Annotated in this window: 13 protein-coding genes; 9 read left to right on the top strand and 4 right to left on the bottom strand. The window is 44.7% G+C overall.

Annotated features, from left to right (window positions below):
• Positions 1-13 precede the first annotated feature (13 nt).
• The 5 genes from BCU07_RS07335 (at position 14) to BCU07_RS07315 (ending at position 7,798) form a co-directional block, all read left to right on the top strand.
• Positions 14-1,369, top strand: a complete 1,356-nt coding sequence (locus BCU07_RS07335; RefSeq protein WP_017063573.1) for a cache domain-containing protein — start codon at positions 14-16, stop codon at positions 1,367-1,369.
• Entirely contained in the window at positions 1,362-2,000 is a 639-nt protein-coding gene (locus BCU07_RS07330; protein ID WP_017060961.1) for a response regulator transcription factor, read from the top strand. Before BCU07_RS07335 ends, BCU07_RS07330 begins: the two co-directional genes overlap by 8 nt.
• Before the next feature lie 149 nt (positions 2,001-2,149).
• The gene (locus tag BCU07_RS07325) at positions 2,150-3,748 is read left to right on the top strand and encodes a BCCT family transporter (RefSeq protein WP_017066829.1); all 1,599 of its coding nucleotides are present in this window, start codon (positions 2,150-2,152) and stop codon (positions 3,746-3,748) included.
• A 271-nt stretch (positions 3,749-4,019) separates the two neighbouring features.
• Positions 4,020-5,591 carry a BCCT family transporter gene (locus BCU07_RS07320; protein ID WP_017060963.1) on the top strand — a complete coding sequence of 524 codons (1,572 nt, stop codon included), beginning with the start codon at positions 4,020-4,022 and terminating at the stop codon, positions 5,589-5,591.
• Positions 5,592-5,914: 323 nt separating this feature from the next.
• Positions 5,915-7,798: a methyl-accepting chemotaxis protein gene (locus tag BCU07_RS07315; protein WP_017070254.1), complete on the top strand. Its 1,884-nt coding sequence runs from the start codon at positions 5,915-5,917 to the stop codon at positions 7,796-7,798.
• 341 nt (positions 7,799-8,139) lie between these two features.
• Here BCU07_RS07315 and cydC read toward each other — a convergent pair whose 3' ends face one another.
• The 3 genes from cydC to trxB all read right to left on the bottom strand — a co-directional run bounded on the left by cydC (position 8,140) and on the right by trxB (position 12,759).
• Positions 8,140-9,861, bottom strand: coding sequence for a heme ABC transporter ATP-binding protein/permease CydC (gene cydC / locus BCU07_RS07310; RefSeq protein WP_102428056.1), 1,722 nt, complete (start codon positions 9,859-9,861; stop codon positions 8,140-8,142).
• On the bottom strand, positions 9,854-11,638 hold the full coding sequence (gene cydD, locus BCU07_RS07305; RefSeq protein ID WP_102428055.1) for a heme ABC transporter permease/ATP-binding protein CydD: 1,785 nt from the start codon (positions 11,636-11,638) through the stop codon (positions 9,854-9,856). Before cydD ends, cydC begins: the two co-directional genes overlap by 8 nt.
• 161 nt (positions 11,639-11,799) lie before the next feature.
• Entirely contained in the window at positions 11,800-12,759 is a 960-nt protein-coding gene (trxB, locus tag BCU07_RS07300; RefSeq protein WP_050052961.1) for a thioredoxin-disulfide reductase, read from the bottom strand.
• Positions 12,760-13,288: 529 nt separating this feature from the next.
• Between trxB and BCU07_RS07295 the strand changes: the two genes are divergently transcribed.
• The 3 genes from BCU07_RS07295 to BCU07_RS07285 all read left to right on the top strand — a co-directional run bounded on the left by BCU07_RS07295 (position 13,289) and on the right by BCU07_RS07285 (position 17,615).
• Positions 13,289-14,956 carry a GGDEF domain-containing protein gene (locus BCU07_RS07295; protein WP_017066195.1) on the top strand — a complete coding sequence of 556 codons (1,668 nt, stop codon included), beginning with the start codon at positions 13,289-13,291 and terminating at the stop codon, positions 14,954-14,956.
• A gap of 783 nt (positions 14,957-15,739) precedes the next feature.
• Complete coding sequence (locus BCU07_RS07290; protein ID WP_029405418.1) at positions 15,740-16,396, top strand: 2OG-Fe dioxygenase family protein; 657 nt, start codon at positions 15,740-15,742, stop codon at positions 16,394-16,396.
• Positions 16,380-17,615 carry a cysteine desulfurase-like protein gene (locus BCU07_RS07285; protein ID WP_102428054.1) on the top strand — a complete coding sequence of 412 codons (1,236 nt, stop codon included), beginning with the start codon at positions 16,380-16,382 and terminating at the stop codon, positions 17,613-17,615. Before BCU07_RS07290 ends, BCU07_RS07285 begins: the two co-directional genes overlap by 17 nt.
• A 212-nt stretch (positions 17,616-17,827) precedes the next feature.
• On the opposite strand, the gene BCU07_RS07280 is transcribed toward BCU07_RS07285, so the two are convergent.
• The gene (locus BCU07_RS07280) at positions 17,828-18,499 is read right to left on the bottom strand and encodes a type 1 glutamine amidotransferase domain-containing protein (RefSeq protein WP_102428053.1); all 672 of its coding nucleotides are present in this window, start codon (positions 18,497-18,499) and stop codon (positions 17,828-17,830) included.
• A gap of 215 nt (positions 18,500-18,714) precedes the next feature.
• On the opposite strand from BCU07_RS07280, the gene BCU07_RS07275 reads away from it, so the two are divergent.
• The gene (locus tag BCU07_RS07275; RefSeq protein WP_102428052.1) at positions 18,715-19,599 is read left to right on the top strand and encodes a LysR family transcriptional regulator; all 885 of its coding nucleotides are present in this window, start codon (positions 18,715-18,717) and stop codon (positions 19,597-19,599) included.
• Positions 19,600-19,781 lie beyond the last annotated feature (182 nt).

Below are 19,781 nucleotides of genomic sequence, written 5' to 3'. Positions count from 1 at the left end.
GTGAGGGAAAGGAATGCCTCTAAAAGCCAAGCTGATTTTGCTGACGTTGCTCCCGTTGCTGCTGGTAACGGCGAGTATTAGTTGGATCTCGCTGCACCAGACTAAGACGTTAGGCGCTAAAGAAGTCGAGATCTTTAGAGACAGCCTAATCAAGTCGCGTGAAAACGCCCTCAAAGACACGGTTGATCTCGCGTTCGACGCCATAGAACACGTCTATAACGATCCAAATATCCAAGAAGCCCAAGCCAAAAAAAAAGTTCGAACCATATTGTCTAAACTTAGATATGGCTCTGATGGGTACTTCTTCGCATACGATCGCCTCGGGACCAACTTGGTTCATCCAATTCAGCCAGAATTGATAGGCCAAAACCTACTCCAACTGCAAGATGAAGATGGCGATTTTCTGATAGAGGCTCTGTTAAGAGAAGCGCAAACCGGAGGCGGGTTTCACCAGTATTTGTGGCAAAAACCGTCGACGGGTGAGGTGGTGTCTAAGCTGAGCTACGCCGCTTGGTTAGAGCGTTGGGACTGGATGATTGGCACCGGCTTGTATATTGAAGACGTACACCAAGAAGTGGCTTCGATGCAGGCTGCGATAAATAAGAATATTGAAACCACGTTCTTTTCGATTGTGGTGATTTTGAGCGTAACGGTCGCGGTCATCATCGTGCTGACCTTGGCTATTAACATGCATGAACATCGGATTGCTGATAACAACTTAAAGGAGCTGGCGCATAAGACGGTGATGTTCCAAGAAGACGAGAAGAAGCATCTAGCGCGTGAGTTGCATGATGGTATTAACCAATTATTAGTGTCGAGTCGTTGCCATTTGGAACTGCTCGGTAATAAGCTACAAAATGAAGACCTTAAAGCACATTTGAATAAGTCGCAGCATTCACTGATGCGAGCGATCGAAGAAGTGAGGCACATCTCGCATCAACTTCGTCCAAGTTCATTGGATGACATAGGCTTAGAAGCGGCATTGTCTTCATTACTGTTAGATTTTCAGGCGCACTCGGGCATAGAAGTCGAGACCATGTTTGCTACTCAACCTGGTAAGTTAAAATCAGAGGCGGCGACGACCCTATATCGAGTCGTGCAAGAGTCGCTGAATAATATAGAAAAACATGCACAAGCGACCAAAGTAACGGTTATCGCTCAGCAAATTGGTAATGTGTTGCAACTACTGATTCAAGATAACGGTGTCGGTTTCAACACCTATAAAGCGATGGAAAAACGAGGGATCGGGCTGCGTAACATGAGAGAGCGAGTGGAGTTCATCGGTGGTGACTTTGAATTGATGAGTGAGATTGGCCTCGGAACGGAAATTACAGTGTTACTGACACTAGAGGGATTAATGAATGAGTGAAGTTATTCGAGTTGTGATTGCTGATGATCACCAAGTGGTACTGGATGGCTTTATGGCGAGATTGGAACTCGAGCCAGATATTAGCGTGATAGGTACGGCCAGCAATGGACTAGAAGCGGTAGAGGTCGTTAAGTCTCTGCGCCCTGATGTGGTGTTGATGGATATCAGCATGCCTATCATGAATGGCATTGATGCCACCCATCTGATTAAAGAAGAAGACCCAGAAGCCAAGGTCCTGATGCTGACCATGCATAACAACCGTGAATACATCATGAAGGTGATGCAGTCGGGTGCTGTCGGTTACATGTTGAAAGAGATTTCGGCTGAAAAAATGGTACAGGCAATCAAAACGGTCAATCAAGGATCGACCTATTTCTGTGAAAAAGTCACGCAGAATTTGTTTACTCAGCCGATTACTCCCACGCCATCTGTCAAGAATCCATTGAGCAGACGTGAAGAGGCTGTGCTGAAATTAGTCGCAAAAGGGGAGAGCAGTAAAGAGGTCGCAAAGGCGCTGAATATCAGCTATCGAACGGTAGAAACCCATAGGCAAAATATTAAGCATAAGCTCGATATTCACTCTACGGCAGAGCTTGCTAAATATGCGGTCAGCTCCGGGCTTGTGGACTGATCTTACGCTAAATAACGTTAAATGTGTAATTTACGCCTCCTTTATGGAGGTTTTTTTAGTATTTTTGCGACAGGTTGATATTCTTCTTTTCGAAATTTAAGCGCCGAATGCAATGTTGCAAACTGTGCGCTGCAAATTAGAGAGGAAGCATGGAGCCTGTAAAAGATAGGTATAGTATTGAAAATACCGATTATACAGTAGGACAAGATAACGTTCAGAAATGGGGTTTTGATGTTCATAACCCAGTATTTGGAATCAGTGCAGGGGCGATCATTATCTTCCTGTTGGCACTTCTAGTCGCAGACCCTGAAACCGCAAAAGCGGCGCTTGATGGAATCAAATGGAAAGTCATTGGTAACTTCGATGGTTTCTTCATGTGGGCAGCAAACATCTTCGTAATTTTCTGTTTTGCCCTCATTGTCTCCCCGTATGGCAAGATACGTATTGGTGGCAATGATGCCAAAGCAGAGCACTCAAACCTATCTTGGATGTCGATGTTATTCGCCGCAGGAATGGGTATTGGCTTAATGTTCTGGGGTGTTGCTGAGCCAGTAGCTTACTTCACTGGCTGGTATGAAACACCACTAGGTGTTGAAGCTTACTCTCCTGAAGCGGCGAAGTTGGCTCTTGGTGCAACCATCTACAACTGGGGTCTGCACGGTTGGGCGATTTACGCGGTTGTTGCTCTAGCGCTTGCCTTCTTCACCTTCAATAAAGGTTTACCTCTATCAATCCGCTCTATTTTCTACCCTATCTTGGGTGATAGAACTTGGGGTTGGTTTGGTCATATTGTTGATATCGTCGCTGTGCTTGCAACGCTATTTGGCCTTGCAACTTCATTGGGCTTAGGTGCTCAACAAGCAACAAGTGGTATTAACCATGTATTTGGTACCGATGGCGGTATTGGCATGCAGCTGATTGTTATCGCTGTGGTTACTTTCTTAGCGACAATGTCCGTGGTTCGTGGCATCAACGGTGGTGTAAAGCTTCTGAGTAATGTGAACATGCTGGTTGCTTTGGGCTTACTTATCTTCGTTACCATCGCTGGTGGCATGGCGGGTATTAAAGCAATCCCAACCGCGCTAATGGGCTACATTGAAAACTTCATTCCCTTAAGCAATCCTCACGGTCGTGATGACGAAACGTGGATGCAAGGTTGGACGGTATTCTACTGGGCATGGTGGATGTCTTGGTCACCATTCGTAGGCATGTTCATCGCTCGTATCTCTAAAGGTCGAACGATTCGTGAATTCATCGTTGCTGTATTGTTCATCCCAACGACAGTAATCATCATCTGGATGGCTATTTTCGGTGGCATCGCGATTGATCAAGTGGCGAACAAGGTGGGCGAGATTGGTGTGAATGGTCTGCAAGATATTACACTTTCTCTTTTCCATACTTACGATGCTCTGCCAATGAGCTCTGTGCTTTCAGTGGTATCGATTGGTTTGATTATGGTGTTCTTTATCACCTCTTCTGATTCAGGCTCATTGGTTATCGATAGCATTACCTCTGGCGGTAAAGTGGATGCACCGGTTCCACAACGTGTATTTTGGGCGTTGATGGGCGGCGCGATTGCAGCGGTTCTACTATGGGTTGGTGGTACGGAATCTATTCAAGCACTGCAAGCTGGAACGGTATCGATGGCGCTACCATTTGCCTTCATATTATTGCTTATGTGCCTAAGCTTATTGCTAGGTTTACGAACTGAAAATCAATTGGTTAAGCACCAAAATGCTTTGAGTTAAAAGTATTTTTGATAAAAAGGTCGACAGGGTCGACCTTTTTTTCGTCATAAAATTGAGTAATTACGTGAATATTGTTTGAAATTCCATCGAACCGATTCTAGTTTACTGAAAACAACAAGTTAACCTGCTAAACTTCAGAGATCCAAGTATTTGAATTATTGTGACAACAGCTTGTACTACTTGGATCGTAGGTTCGAGTTTGTAATTAAGTCGCAGGTAAGTAAGGAATACGAGGTCAATAGACCCTAATAGAATTCCGTAGAGAGGGATGATGACTAAAGGTATAGATAAATACAGTATCGACAGTACGGATTACACTGTCGGTCAAGATAACGTCCAAAAATGGGGTTTTGATGTTCATAACCCAGTATTTGGTATTAGTGCGGGACTTATCGCTTTGTTCCTGATCGGTGTTCTTATTACAGATACCGCTTCAGCAAAGGCTGCGCTAGATGGCGTTAAAGGCCAGATTATCAATTCGTTTGATTGGCTTTTCATCTGGTCGGGTAATATTTTCGTAATTTTCTGCTTAGGTTTGATTGTTTCTCCGTACGGCAAAATCCGCCTTGGTGGTGTTGATGCGACGGCAGATTACTCATTCTTCTCTTGGCTATCGATGCTGTTTGCCGCAGGTATGGGTATCGGCTTGATGTTCTGGAGTGTGGCAGAGCCAGCGGCTTACTTCACGGGTTGGTTTGAAACTCCGTTAGGTGTTGAACCAAACACACCAGAAGCTGCAAAACTGGCATTGGGCGCAACCATGTATCACTGGGGTCTACACCCTTGGGCGATTTATGGCGTAGTAGCACTGTCACTTGCGTTTTTCTCTTACAACAAGGGATTGCCTCTTTCTATCCGTTCTATCTTTTACCCAATTTTAGGTGATAGAGCTTGGGGCTGGGCAGGTCACATTGTTGATATTCTTGCTGTACTTGCAACGCTATTTGGTCTGGCGACATCGTTAGGTCTTGGTGCACAACAAGCGGCAAGTGGTATTCAGCATGTATTCGGCATTGAAGCGGGCTTAGGTCTGCAAGTTATTGTGATTACAGCGGTGACTTTATTGGCGGTAGTATCAGTACTTCGTGGTATTGATGGTGGCGTTAAAGTTATCAGTAACATCAACATGTTGGTGGCTTTCCTACTGCTTATCTTAGTGGCTCTAATCGGCTACGCGGTGACTTTAGGTTCTATCCCAACGACATTGATGGCATACATTGAAAACATCATTCCGTTGAGTAACCCTCACGGTCGTGAAGATGAAACGTGGATGCACGGTTGGACTGTATTCTACTGGGCTTGGTGGATCTCATGGTCTCCATTCGTAGGTATGTTTATCGCACGTGTTTCTAAAGGTCGTACCGTTCGTGAGTTCATCACAGCAGTACTGATTGTACCGACTACAGTGACTATCATTTGGATGTCAGTATTCGGTGGCATGGCGATTGACCAAATCGTGAATAACGTTGGTATTCTTGGTCAAGACGGCCTAACAGATGTATCACTAGCAATGTTCCAAATGTTTGATGCACTGCCGTTCGGGACTCTGCTTTCAATCATTGCGGTTGTATTGGTTCTAGTATTCTTCATTACATCGTCTGACTCAGGCTCTCTAGTAATCGACAGCATCACCGCGGGTGGTAAAGTTGATACGCCTGTGCCTCAACGTGTGTTCTGGGCGTTCCTTGAAGGTGCGATTGCTGTGGCTCTATTGTGGGTTGGTGGTACTGAAGCAGTACAAGCTCTACAAGCGGGTGCAATCTCGACGGCATTACCATTTACCATCATTCTATTACTGATGTGTGTGAGCTTGCTAATGGGTATGCGTACAGAAAAACGCTAGGCTTTTTAAGCTGAAATCTACTGCAATTTATACGCAGTAGAACGGTAAACAATATGAAGGCAGAAGAGGAAACTCTTCTGCCTTTTTTGTTTCCTCTTTACCGTGTTTTCTTGTCTCTTTTAAGCATGTGAAGTGCGATAAAAATGTTAATAACCGTAGAGACAACACCGCCTTAAATTTGGCGATAAGCCAAGGATTTGACATTACTTAAGCTTATGGTTTGCTTAAAATTATATTCCAATATTAAATTGTGAAATCGCTCGAATTTAATACTAATATTGGGTAGTATGCGCGAGATTTCCCACCACTCGTGAAACTTTGACATGAAACTAACACTAAAGCAGAAGTTGATAGGCGCTAGCCTATCTGCTGTTGTCGTTATGGCTACAGCGTTGACTTGGTTGTCAGCAAACCAATTATTTGAACAGACTCGTAATGGCGTATACCTACGAGCTGAAAGCGTATCTGAAGCAGCATCTGAAGGTATTAAAAACTGGATTGATATCCGTACTGATATCGCATCAGCATTTAATGACTTTTCACGAGAGGATGATGTTGTTCCTTTCCTTAGACAAGCTCGTGTAGCGGGTGGCTTTGACGATATCTTTTTAGGTACTCCAGAAGGTGGAATGTACCGTTCACATCCTGAACGTAATCGTGCAGATTACGATCCTCGTCAACGTCCTTGGTACCAAGAAGCAAACGCTGCAGGTAAGCAAATCATTACTACGGCTTACCAAGATGCAATCACCAAAGCACTTCTAGTAACGATCGCAGAACCTGTTCGCCACAATGGCCAACTTGTTGGTGTTGTTGGTGCAGACGTACTGATCGACCAGTTGGTTAACGATGTAATCAGCCTTGATGTTGGTGACAACGCTTACGCAATGCTAATTGATGCCTCTGACGGCACATTCCTAGCACACCCAGATTCAGCACTAAGCTTGAAGCCGGTAAGCCAGCTTTCAAACGATATCTCTATGCCTATCATCGAAAACGCAGTGCGTACGGGTAGCATCGAGATCATCAAAGAGCGCGGCGCAGACAAGCTGCTTTACTTCACGAAGGTGCCTAACACTAACTGGATCTTCGCGGTTCAGATGGACAAAGCAACAGAAGAAGCGAACCACTCAACGCTACTTACTCAGCTGATCATCACTGCTGTCGTTATTACGCTCATCGTAATCGTACTCGTGTCTTGGTTAGTAAGCTTCCTATTCCGCGACCTAAACCGCGTTTCAGCAGCACTTGAAGAAATTGCTTCAGGTGAGGGCGATCTTACTCAACGCCTTGAGCCTAAGAGCGACGACGAAATTGGTCAGCTTGCAGCAAACTTCAACCGCTTTGTGGGTAACATGCACACCATGGTGATCAAGCTAAGCGAAGTATCTGCTGCGCTAGGCAACCAAGCACGTCAAACGGCTTCTCAAGCTGAAGAACGTAGTGCTCGTATCCAAATGCAACAAGACGAGATCAACATGGTAGCAACAGCCGTTAACGAAATGGCTGCAGCAACACAAGAGATCGCAGGTAACGCAGACCACACTGCACAGAACTCATCTGAAGCGGTTGGCGCGTGTGAGCACGGTACTGGTCAAGTGACACAGACTCAAAGCTCTATCCAAAACCTTGCTCAAGAAGTTCAAATCGCAACTAACGTGATTCTCGAGCTTGAAGAGCACGGCAACAGCATCAACGCTATCTTGTCTAACATTCAAGGTATTGCAGAACAAACGAACCTACTTGCACTTAACGCCGCTATTGAAGCAGCACGTGCCGGTGAGCAAGGTCGTGGTTTCGCAGTAGTAGCGGATGAAGTTCGAGTTCTGAGCCAACGTACACACGGTTCAACGCAAGAAATTCAACAAACGATTGAGTTGCTGCAAGGTACAACAGGCAAAGCGGTTAACATCATGAACGATAGCCGTACACTTGCTGAAACCAGTGTTGATGACGCGAACTCAGCGGCTGCAAGCCTAACGCAAATCCATGCTGCTGTTGAACGCATCAGTGACATGGCAACACAGATTGCTTCTGCTGCAGAAGAGCAAGCGTCAGTAACGTCTGAGATTACTCGTAACACTGAAGGAATCCGTGACGTATCTAACGAGCTAGCAGACGAAGCACACCAAGCTGCAGAGCAAGCCGCTCAACTTTCTGAGCTGTCTCACGAGCTAGAAAGCGAAATCAGCCGCTTCAAGCTTTAAGCACTAACTCGTAATTTAAAAGCCGAATGTGATTATCACATTCGGCTTTTTTGTGCGTGCTAGTTAGAGTTATGAATCCCTAACTAGTTATTCGGATAGCCAGGGAATTTCGCTTTAAGGTTGGCACGAGTAGGGAAGTACTGCTCCATAAATTTAACCATCGCAGGGTCGTTCGCTTGTAGTTTTTAAGCTGTTTGGGTATTGGCATCAAGGTCAGTACTTATTGTAAGTGACTGGCCAAGTTTGATTGGAGAAGGGTGTAGTTCAGGAGAATCACAGACACAAAAAAGCCCGAGTATAAACTCGGGCTTTGAATGGTTTTCTTTATAACTTATGAGGAGCTAGATTGCCTGACGAAGTTGGAAGTAACGTCCTTCTTCGTTTAATAGCGCTTCATGAGAACCGTGTTCAACAATCTCGCCTTGTTCAATCAGAACGATAGAATCCATCGACTCTAGACCAATCAAACGGTGAGTGATGAAGATAACCGTCTTGCCTTCAAAGTGCTTCTCGAACAGCGTCATGATGCTGTGTTCTGTTTGCTTATCTAAGCCTTCTGTTGGCTCATCGAGAAGCAGGATAGGGGCATCATGAAGAATCGCACGTGCGATGCCAATACGGCGCTTCTCACCACCAGATAGTTGACGACCACCGTCACCTAACCAGCTATCAAGTGCGTTATTCTCAAGCAGCTTTTCTAGACCAACGTCTTTTAGGATATTCGCTAAGTGATCATCGGTCGCTTCTGGTCTTGCAATCAACAAGTTGTCACGCAAAGTACCATTTAGAATGTCGACACGTTGGCTTACTACACTGATTGATTCACGAAGCTGCGATTCGTTCCACTGCGTCAGTTCAATACCCGCGATTGATATGTAGCCCTTTTTAGGATCCCAGTAGCGAGTCAGAAGCTGGATCAGAGTCGATTTACCAGAACCCGTTTGACCAACAATCGCAACCTTGTGCGTGGCAGGGATCGTTAGGTCAACAGCGTTCAGAACACTGCGCTCAGAGTCAGGGTAGTTGAACGTCACGTTTGAGAACGTAATATCAAGCGGCTTGTTGATGTCGAGTTTCTCTTCAGCAAACTGAACTTCAGGCTCTGACAGAATAACTTCATTCAAGCGACGAGCAGAAGACAGAGTTTGACCTAAATGCTGGAACGCGCCTGCGATAGGCATCAGCAGTTCAAAACTTGCCATGGTTGCGAATGCCATTAGCGCGATGAACGGGTCTGGTGCATTACCACCCACACCGTCAGCCGCAAGCCAAAGCATAAGAACCAACGTTAAACCGTTGAACAGCATTAGCGCAGCTGAAGCCATACCGGTTAGGTTAGCATTCACAAACTGATTCGCCATCAGCTTTCGTTGCGTTTCTAGAATCGCATTACGGTAACGCTCTTCAGCACCGAACAGAGTTAGCTCGCTGTAGCCTTCAATCCAATCTAGCGTTGTCACACGAAGATCCGCTTTGTTCTGTGTTAGCTCACCACCATTACGTTTACCAAGCTTGTAGAACAAGATTGGCCAAACCAACAGCATGATCAGAAGGATAGAACCTAAGATTAAACCTAGTGAGCTATCGAACCACATTAAGAACAGAGTCAGGAAGAAAATCCCGAACACACCCACCGTCACAGGGCTTACTAAGCGCAAGTACACGTGATCCATCGCGTCGACATCAGCAACCAAGCGGTTCAGAAGATCAGCATCACGAAGGTTTGAAATACGACCTGGGATCAGCGGAGCCAGCTTCTTGAAGAAGAAGATACGCAGATCAGTTAACAATTTGAATGTTGCATTGTGGCTGACAACACGTTCACCCCAACGACCCGCAGTACGGCTCATTGCCAAACCACGTACACCACCGCCCGGTAGCATGTAGTTGAAGGTTTCACGTGCAATCGTAAGACCTGCAACCGCAGAAGCTGAAATGAACCAGCCTGATAGCGTTAACAAGCCAATAGAAGCCGACAGAGTAGCAAAAGCCAATAGCATGCCTAGCGATAGGCCAAACCAATGCTTTTTATAGAGTTTCAGGTAAGGCAGTAAATCACGCATCTAAATTACCCTTATTATCTTGTTGAGCTAAGTTCGCGTTCAGCATCTCTTCAAACAAACCACCCGCAGTCGAAAGCTGAGAGTAATGACCTTGTTCAACCAGACCACCATCGCGCATAACCAGAATGTTATCGACCGATTGAAGCGGGGCAAGTTGATGCGTCACAAGTAGGGCAGTGCGGCTTTCGATATTGCTATTGATGCCTTTCATTACCAACTGTTCGCTACGAGTATCTAAGCTGGCAGTGGGTTCATCGAGCAACCAGAACTGACCGTCTTGAATCATTGCGCGAGCCAGAGCTAAACGCTGAGACTGACCCACAGACAGACCGCCAGAGCGATCAGAGATCATATAATCCAAGCCGTGCTCATTTACGAATTCGTTAGCAAAAGACTGCTCAAGTGCATTCTCGACAACTTGATCAGCGATATCGTGCTTACCTAGAGTGACGTTGTCATGAATGCTGCCGTGCAGTAGCAACGGGTTTTGACCAACCCAGCTAATGGTTTTACGCCAAGAGGCCAAGTCGAGTTCACGCAATTCAATACCATTGATTTTCAAGCTTCCTTCATAAGGCATGAAACCAAGAATAGCGTTGATCAAACTTGTTTTACCTGCACCACTTGGGCCAACTAACGCAGTCGATTGGCGAGTGTTAAGCGCGAACGAGATAGGACCAACCAGTTGAACACCTTCAGGGCTCAATACTTTCAGATCTTGAGCTTCAATATTGATGCCTTGAGCCGGGTCTAACTGAGTGTCGCCTGATTTAACTTTAGTGATGTCTGTTTCTAGGAACTCGACAATACTTTCCGCTGCGCCAACCGCTTGTTGTTTCGCATGGTAGAAAGTACCTAAATCACGCAGAGGTTGGTAAAACTCTGGCGCCAAGATAAGGATAAACAAACCTGCGAATAGCGTAATGCCAACGCCGTAGTGGCCGAAGTTAAGCTCGCCGATGTAAGTGAAACCAAAGTAAACCGCCGTCATCGCGATAGAGATAGACGTGAAGAACTCAAGTACCGCAGAAGACAAGAAAGCGATTTTTAACACATCCATGGTACGCGTTCTGAACACTTCAGATGCACCTTTCAATACTTCTGTTTCAGCGTTGGTGCGATCAAATAGACGGATAGTCGTCATTGACTGCAAACGGTCGTAAAAGTGACCTGAAAGACGCTGCAGCGCTTTGAAGTTTTTACGGTTTGCATCGGCCGCTTTCATACCAACAAGTGCCATGAACATCGGCACCAGTGGAGCAGTAATCAAGAAGATCAGTCCTGCTGCCCAGTTTACTGGGAACACCACAACTAAAATAATGAATGGAATCATTACCGATAAAGACATCTGAGGTAAGTAACGAGAGAAGAAGTCTTGCATGTCTTCTACTTGTTCTAGCAACAGCGTTGCCCACGTACCGGCAGGTTTGCCTTTAATGTAAGCAGGGCCTAACTCACGTAACTTATCAAGGATGAGTTGCCTTATATAGACCCGGATTTGTTCACCACAGCGATAACCTGCGATTTCACGTCCCCATGTACAGCCAGCACGGCCAACGACCGATAGTGCCAAGCCTGCGAAATGACCAACCAGTTCAGATTTATCGACATTTTCGATGATCAGCTGGTGAAGAATAGAGGCGAGAAGAGCTGCTTGAGCAATTAAGAACACGCTTGAAAGTACGCCAAGGCTAATCGCAATCATAAGCCAGCGTTTCGCTAACTTACTCTGTTGCTTAAGCCACTTGTTCAAGCTGCGTTGTTTTTTCTTATCCATTATGAAGGCTTAATGATAATTATTATTTGTTGAGGGCGGCTAGTATACAAAAGAAAGCCCAGTGGATATACCACTGGGCTCTAGGGATTTACAACAAAATGTGATGACGCCCTGCATCTACTGAGGCGAGAGCACCGATAATCAAATCTGCAATCTCAGATTTACTTATCGTTAAGGCCATCTAGGAAGCGTTCAGCATCCAGTGCAGCCATACAACCTGTGCCAGCAGAAGTGATTGCTTGGCGGTAGTTGTGGTCCATTACATCACCCGCAGCGAACACGCCAGGGATGCTGGTTTGTGTTGCGTTACCTTCAAGACCAGACTGAACGATGATGTAGTCATCTTTCATGTCGACTTGGCCCTTGAAGATTTCAGTGTTTGGTTGGTGACCGATAGCAATGAATGCGCCCATTACCTCGATGTCTTCTGTCTTATCAGACTGAGTATCTTTGATACGAACGCCCGTTACGCCCATGTCGTCGCCCAGAACTTCGTCTAGCGTGCGATCAGTGTGAAGAACAATGTTGCCGTTCTCTACTTTGTCCATTAAACGCTTCACTAGGATCTTTTCAGCGCGGAACGTGTCACGGCGGTGAACTAGGTGAACTTCAGATGCGATGTTAGATAGGTAAAGTGCTTCTTCAACAGCGGTGTTACCACCACCTACAACCGCTACTTTCTGGTTGCGGTAGAAGAAACCATCACACGTTGCACAAGCAGAAACGCCACGGCCTTTGAATGCTTCTTCAGACTCTAAACCTAAGTACTTAGCTGATGCGCCCGTTGAGATGATCAATGCATCACATGTGTACTCACCAGAATCGCCTTTAAGACGGAAAGGGCGGTTTGATAGATCGACTTCGTTAATGTGGTCGAACAGGATCTCTGTTTCAAAGCGCTCTGCGTGCTCTTTCATGCGATCCATCAGTGCTGGGCCTGTTAAACCTTCAGCATCACCCGGCCAGTTTTCTACTTCAGTTGTGGTTGTAAGCTGACCACCTTGCTGCATACCGGTAACCAGTACAGGGTTTAGGTTTGCACGAGCAGCGTAAACTGCAGCTGTATAGCCAGCAGGGCCAGAACCAAGAATCAATAAATTACAGTGCTTTACGTCGCTCATGAGGACTCCGAAATTGAAATTGTTTTAATTTATAATCGCTTAGGATTGTATGGAAAATATGGAGGCAATAAAAGGTTAAACAAGGGCAGAAGTGTAATTAATCGTTATACGTTAGAACATAACCGAACTAAATGATGGTCTTGTAATCCTGTGTCTTAGATCAATAGCGATAAGTCAAGGAAAGTGCTCTTGCAAACAGCTATGCATATTGCTCACTTTTAGGGCCTTCTTGATCATGGTGTTTCTATAGCAGTATTTACTTTTTTGCGTATACATTGATGAGTAGAAAAACAAGAGAACCTGAATCCTATGTTTTATTTTAAAAAGTTTGCGTTAAAAGACGCTGCAAGAATTCATCAAAATTAGCGTGCAGATAAGCGACCACAAGACGCACTTTTAGTATGAACGGCATGATTACAAACAGGTGTAATGTTGGTTAATACTTGAACTATTGAGTGTTTATCAGTTGTTATTTTTTTGTATGTGTTATTATTGATATTTATATATTGCGCGGAATCATTTGAACTCTATGCAGATTCTAATCCTTTTTATCAATGTGTTTATTGTGTGCCTGAATTCGGTTTTTGCTTCTCCGCTGCAGGTCAGCGGGGAACAATCTGTGTTAGCTAATGAAGCTGTAAGATGGTATGAAATGCCTTTGTTATCTGATCCAGTCGATTTTCCCATATTAAAAAAACACATTGAATCCTCTCCAAGGATTGAAACGATATTTGGTGGTGAAGGGGCGTTTGGGTTGAGAGTTGATTTGGCCAACTCCGATATCAAGTCGTCACAACAAATAGTTACACTCCATGCAAACTATTTGGATCAAGGTTGGGGTTACTGGCAATCAACAAATGGTCAAGTAAGGCGAATACTTGATTTTGGCCAATTAAGTAACAAGAGTATCTTGCATCTGCATAGGCAAAGCTTCCCGTTAATATTGAATGCGGAGGAATCTGGAACACTTTGGCTCTACTTGGAAGCAAAGAAATTTCCAAAGGCAGTTAACTTCACTCTTCAACCTGAATATCCATTTTATATTCACGTTTTCCGCAACAATACGCTCACATTAGCTTCTATTACTGTCATGCTAACGTTGGGAGTTTTCGCTCTTTTTTGTTACTTTCAAACTAAACATCCAGTCACACTGGCTTGTGCTGGTTATGTTGGGCTACATGGCCTGGGATGGTTCGCCGCTTCAGGCGCTTGGGGGTACTTATTACCAAGCCAAAGCTGGAACCCAGTTTATTTTGGAATGGTATTGTTTCCGTTTGCGGTTGCTTTTTCTTGCTATTACACAAGATTATTGTTTGGATTTCCGCAGCATTTTATTCGTATTAATCTTACCTTTCAGGCCTTTAGTTGGCTGTGTGTCATTATCGGGTTTATTAATGTCTTTGCCCCGTTTTCGTTGACTTTTGTTATGTCCCATTTAATTGCGGCAATCTGGGTGCCGACAATGATAGTGACTGGCGTATTGATGGTTTATCAACGAAACTTTGTCGCTAAATATTATTTGATCGGTGGTCTTTGTTATGGCACGGCTTTGGTATATTACATTTTTGCGCATTTTGCACCATTGCCGACTCAGAGATCGACAGAAGTCATCGTTGTTGTTGCATTAGCAATAGATTGTACCTGCATTTTATTGTCACTGACTGAATGGTTGCGGATTCAACAACATCAACATCAGAAAACCTATATCCAGTCGAGGGTGGATAGTTTAACGGGGCTTGGAAACCGGCTGGATTTTAATGATGCGAGTAAACAATTAGTACATCATTCCTATTGTATCGTCTTCATCGATTGTGATGGCCTTAAATCGATTAATGATACTTATGGTCATGATGAAGGGGATCGCTTTTTAGAATACACCAGCCGCATGATGCGAGAAAAATTTACAGACCTTGGAATGGTTTATCGAGCTGGTGGCGACGAATTTATCTGGTTGTTGAAAGTGGATAAAGAGAAACAAGTTGAGGCTCTCTATTCTCAGATTGAGCTTAGAGTGACTCAGGTGGAAGAGCAAATTCGCAGTGCTGATTGGCCTCAGTCTGGCCTCAGTTTTGGAAGCGCATCTAGTTTTGAATGTGTCAATTTTTCTGAGTGTTTGAGCTTAGCTGACCAGCGAATGTACCAGCAGAAGCGCTCGAAGAACGGTTTTAAAAATCAGTCCAGTGAAATTGAGTGTTAGCTAAATTCCCTATTTTCTAAGTGAATCGTTTTAAGTCTAGTTAACTTATTTTCGTTTTGACTTTTGGTGTAAATGTCACCAAAGGTGGCTCTTTTAGCAACCAATCTTTCAAGCTTGCTTACCCTCTCATCTGTTTTGTGTAGAACATTCCCAATCTTTATAGTCGCCTATTTTTAACGAATTCTAAGTTAGGACATAAAGGCAGACCATCATATTCCAAATAAACGCATCATTTATAATTGTAGGTTTTATTAGAAAGCACTCTATTTGAGGGCGGCCGAGTTCCCCCCGAACTCGACCTGTTCCAGACGCGCAAGCAAAGGCGTGTGGATTCTGGCGTACTCATAAATTAACCAATTTCAGTTTGTTGTGTAAATAATCAATAGCTTGGCAATTGATAGGTAGGTCGTATTTCGTTGTGTAAAATCATAGAAATGAATGATGGCGAGTGTGATGCCTGAACTCAGGCAAGAAGGCTGGCGTATTAAAGGGTAAGGGCTTATACAATATGAAACCTGGCCTGCTAGTTAATAATATCGTTAAATTTAAATTTTCAGGGATTTATAACTAGCTAGTGGAGTGTGCTAGTTTTAAGAGTTGGTCATCTTTTATTCTGGTGTTATACACTGCTTTTTATTTCTCGATTGGGTTTAGCGTCTGAATTATTAAATTTGACGGGATAAATGATTGTTTAATGTTGATTTGGCAATATCTTCAAGTATCCTTTATGTAAATAAAACGTTAAATATCGAAAGTTAATTAACAATCATTAAGGAGTCGATGATGTTACATGCTCACGAAAATACCCTACATATTACCCACCTCAGTAACCACGCAGTTGAGGAGTTGTCACCGTCATTCTCTAAGCTTCCAAGCACAGAGCATGCGGATGGTCAGTTTCGATTGAGAAGGTACTCGGTGGTTCAATTCAGTAATGGACAAGTCGTAGAGCTAGACAAACATAACTTTGTTCAGTCTGAAGACATTAATCACTTTCAAGGTGACGTTGTTCGCCAATTCGAACCAATTGAAGCACCAATCTTAAGCAGCGAAGGCATGCAAGAGATGTGTGAGTTGTTCATTGAAACCAATGGGCTTGAAGACGGGCAAGAAATCGAAATCCACCAAATTCGTATCGCTGCCATTTTTGAAGAGACACAGGTTGCGCCAGAAGGTGTTCACCAAGATGGCTTCGACCACATCGCTTTAATTGGTGTTAACCGTCATAACATTGTGGGTGGCGAGATCATGCTGTACCAAGATTCACATGAAGCACCATTCTTTAGAAAAGTGCTTGAAGACGGTGAAGTAGCAATGCTGGCCGACAGCAAGCTTTGGCACAACGCACAGCCGATTCGTACCATAGACCACGATGAGATGGGCTACATGGATGTGTTTGTTCTAACGGCTAAGGATGCGCGCAATGTCCTTCACTCTTAATGATGTGCGCCAGCAGTTTAGCGCGCTAGGCCAATACCATAACGGTAAGCCGGTGACCTTTTTTGATGGGCCGGGTGGCTCTCAGGTACCTGAGAATGTTTTAGCTTCAATGACCGAATACCTAGGGCATTTTAATTCAAACCTAGGCGGCCACTATTTTTCTAGCCAAAAGACCACAAGCTTAATGCAGCAAGCGCGAGAAGCGGCGCAAGCACTGCTTAATGCGGAGTCTTCTGGCAACGTTGTGTTCGGCGCGAACATGACATCTCTGACCTTCCAACTTAGCCGAGCGATCAGCCGCGATTGGAAAGAGGGCGATGAAGTTATCGTCACGGCGTTAGACCATTACTCAAATGTATCGAGCTGGCAGCAAGCGGCAGACGACAAAGGCGCGATTGTTCGCCAAGTTCGTGTAGACGAGTCGGATTGCAGTTTGGATATGGCGCATTTTGAATCGCTGCTTAACGAGAAAACCAAGCTTGTCGCGGTGACGTTTGCTTCGAACACGACGGGCTCCATTGTTGATATGGCGAAAGTGATCGAACTAGCACATCAACATGGTGCGCAGGTTTATGTCGATGCCGTTCATTACGCGCCGCATCATTTGATTGATGTTCAGCAACTGAATTGTGATTTCTTAGCGTGTTCAGCGTATAAGTTCTTCGGCCCGCATGTGGGCATTGCTTATGTTGCGCCTCAATGGCTACACACGTTAAAGCCTTACAAGGTTGAGCCTGCAACCAATATCGGCCCAGGCCGTTTTGAGACAGGCACACAAAGCTTCGAAGGCCTTGCCGGTGTGATTGCTGCGGTGGATTACTTGGCGCAGTTTGGTGAGCCAACTGATTCATTACGTTCTCGTTTAGAGCAAAGTTACGCACTTTATAATAAGCATGAAAGCCAACTCAGTGAGTATTTCCTTAAACGCTTGGCCGACCTTGAAGGGGCAACGCTTTACGGGAAAACCGAGTTTGATTCGAATTTAAGAACGCCAACGTTTGCGATTACCTTTGAAAACCATTCTCCAGAGTTCATCGCCAAGAAGTTGGGTGAACATAATATCTGTGTTTGGAACGGACACTTCTACGCATTAGGGTTGGTGAAGCAGTTGGGTATTGAAGAGCAGGGCGTGGTGCGTATTGGTTGTATGCATTACAACTCGATTGAAGAGATCGACTTGCTGTTCAATGTGCTTGAAGGGATCTTGCGAAGTCACTAGCGAGAAGCCATTAGCAAGAAGTAATTAATAAGAAGGCACTGACCTTTGCTGTTTGTGCCTTTAGATCGAAAAAAGAGCATGCTTCTCTCAAGAATATTGAGTAGGAAGCATGCTCTTTTTATTTGATTGAGCTTATATCTGTTTAACGGCAGTTATTCTATTAGGACGGTTACTAAGACTAAAACCGTTACTCGATTAAGTTTCTGATTTAACTAAGACAGCTGCTTAACTAGAGTTGCACCTACTGCGTGCGCACTGGTTGGGTTTTGGCCAGTAATCACTCGCTCATCAACAATCACAAGCTCTTGCCAAGGTTGAACCTTGTTGAAACGCGCTGCGCTGCGAGCAAGAGACTCTTCCAATAGGAATGGGATGTCGTTGATGGTGCCAAAGTCGATTTCTTCTTCACGTGTAAAACCAGTCACCGATTTAGAGCTTAGTAGCTTCTCGCCGTTGCTTAAAACAATCGGAAGCAGCGCCGCAGGGCCGTGACATACTGACGCAATCACACCGCCATCTTCATAATGCTTAGCCGCAATAGCTGCGAATTGCTCGTCGGTTGCTAAGTCAGAAAGCAAACCGAAACCACCTGGGTAGAAGATAGCATCGTAGCTTTCTACGTTAATTTGGCTTACAGGAATCGTGTTATTAATGCGGTTCTGGAAGTCATCATCAGCCAAGATCTCGGCGTTTACTGAATCCCCTTCAATATCGGTTCCGTACAATGGGCCTTTGCCACCTTTGATAGACGCGATGTCGTATTCAAAACCCGCAGCAACGATCTCTTTCAGTGCATGAGTCAGTTCAGGCGCGTAAGTACCGTTCGCTTGATCTGTATCGCCTAGTGTTGCGTGGTTAGTTACAGGTATTAGTATTTTTTTCATGATTCGTCCCTTTGAGCTGCTGTTTTTTTTATTTAGGTGCTGACGCTTTTCGTTAAGCACTGAAGCTTTTCGTTAGGCACTAGGTATCGCGTTGTTACTTAGCTATCGCCGCCTTGTTGTATCTAATACTAGTTCCAAACTGATTAGGTGATAATATACGAAACAGGCAAAACATTGTTGCTATATAGCAAAGATAGAATGCGAGTAGATTAAGTATGGATAGCTTTGAAGGGATTAATGAATTTGTTGCGGTCGCCGAATGCCACGGCTTTTCAGCAGCCGCTAAACAGCTAGGTTGCAGTACCAGCCATGTGAGTCGGCAGGTTTCAAGGTTGGAAGAGAGAGTGGGAGTGGCCCTGCTTGCGCGTTCAACACGGATGGTTAGCCTGACTGAATCGGGCCACACTTATTACCAACAGTGCAAAGACTTGGTGATTGGGCTACAACAGGCCAATGAACAAGTCACGTCTCAGCAGACTCAGCTTAGCGGTACTTTGCGTGTGAGTGCGGCAGGCGCGTTTGCAGAAAATCATGTCGCAGCGGCGATGATGGAGTTTGCTAAAGATCATCCTGAGCTCACCATAGAAATGAATTTCAATACCAAGATGGTTAACTTCATCGAAGATGGCATCGATTTCGCGATTCGTTATGGTCGATTGGACGATTCAGGATTGGTGGCAAGAAAGCTCGTCGATCGCCCGATGGCGGCAGCAGCAAGCAAAGATTACATTGCTGAGTTTGGTGCTCCAGCGAATCCAGAACAACTCAAGCTGCACAGCTGTATTATCGCCAACAGTGACCAGTGGTTGTTCGAGAACGATGGAAATCCGCTAACCGCAGTCAGAGTTCATGGCCGTTGGAAAAGCAACAATTCAAGCGCTGTACTGAAAGCTTGCGAAGAGGGGCTTGGCATCGTTTATCTTCCTAAAAGCAGTTTCAATGGCAGTCTTAGCAATGGAAAACTCGTCCCTGTGTTAGAAGAGTATTGGGGAGCGGGCACAAGCAGTTGGATTGTTTATCAGAACCGTCGTTTTCTTCCACAGAGAGCACGGTTAGCTATCGACTTCTTAGTCTCATATTTCTCTGATTGGAATGAATAGTTCGTAGGTTTAAAGAATAGTGCGCAGGTTTAAAAGAATAGCGAACAGGATTTGAAGTGGTTGGGAGCGGATTCTTTCATCAGTTCAAGGCCAAAAGTAGAAAAAGATAATGGTTACATTGGTATAGGTTATCTATTTCTGTTTTTTGACGCGAATAATGGGATTGAGATGCTTGTCTACTT

The organism is Vibrio sp. 10N.261.54.E10 (assembly GCF_002877735.2).
Classification (GTDB): Bacteria; Pseudomonadota; Gammaproteobacteria; order Enterobacterales; family Vibrionaceae; genus Vibrio; species Vibrio crassostreae_C.
The sequence above is the reverse complement of the archived record's forward strand: the minus strand, read 5'-3'. Positions and strand labels throughout refer to the sequence as shown.

Bases quoted from the DNA above. Each gene is read 5' to 3' on its own strand.
- BCU07_RS07335 (WP_017063573.1), top strand. From the start codon at position 14: ATGCCTCTAAAAGCCAAGCTGATTTTGCTGACGTTGCTCCCGTTGCTG.
- BCU07_RS07330 (WP_017060961.1), top strand. From the start codon at position 1,362: ATGAGTGAAGTTATTCGAGTTGTGATTGCTGATGATCACCAAGTGGTA.
- BCU07_RS07325 (WP_017066829.1), top strand. From the start codon at position 2,150: ATGGAGCCTGTAAAAGATAGGTATAGTATTGAAAATACCGATTATACA.
- BCU07_RS07320 (WP_017060963.1), top strand. From the start codon at position 4,020: ATGACTAAAGGTATAGATAAATACAGTATCGACAGTACGGATTACACT.
- BCU07_RS07315 (WP_017070254.1), top strand. From the start codon at position 5,915: ATGAAACTAACACTAAAGCAGAAGTTGATAGGCGCTAGCCTATCTGCT.
- cydC (WP_102428056.1), bottom strand. From the start codon at position 9,861: ATGCGTGATTTACTGCCTTACCTGAAACTCTATAAAAAGCATTGGTTT.
- cydD (WP_102428055.1), bottom strand. From the start codon at position 11,638: ATGGATAAGAAAAAACAACGCAGCTTGAACAAGTGGCTTAAGCAACAG.
- trxB (WP_050052961.1), bottom strand. From the start codon at position 12,759: ATGAGCGACGTAAAGCACTGTAATTTATTGATTCTTGGTTCTGGCCCT.
- BCU07_RS07295 (WP_017066195.1), top strand. From the start codon at position 13,289: ATGCAGATTCTAATCCTTTTTATCAATGTGTTTATTGTGTGCCTGAAT.
- BCU07_RS07290 (WP_029405418.1), top strand. From the start codon at position 15,740: ATGTTACATGCTCACGAAAATACCCTACATATTACCCACCTCAGTAAC.
- BCU07_RS07285 (WP_102428054.1), top strand. From the start codon at position 16,380: ATGTCCTTCACTCTTAATGATGTGCGCCAGCAGTTTAGCGCGCTAGGC.
- BCU07_RS07280 (WP_102428053.1), bottom strand. From the start codon at position 18,499: ATGAAAAAAATACTAATACCTGTAACTAACCACGCAACACTAGGCGAT.
- BCU07_RS07275 (WP_102428052.1), top strand. From the start codon at position 18,715: ATGGATAGCTTTGAAGGGATTAATGAATTTGTTGCGGTCGCCGAATGC.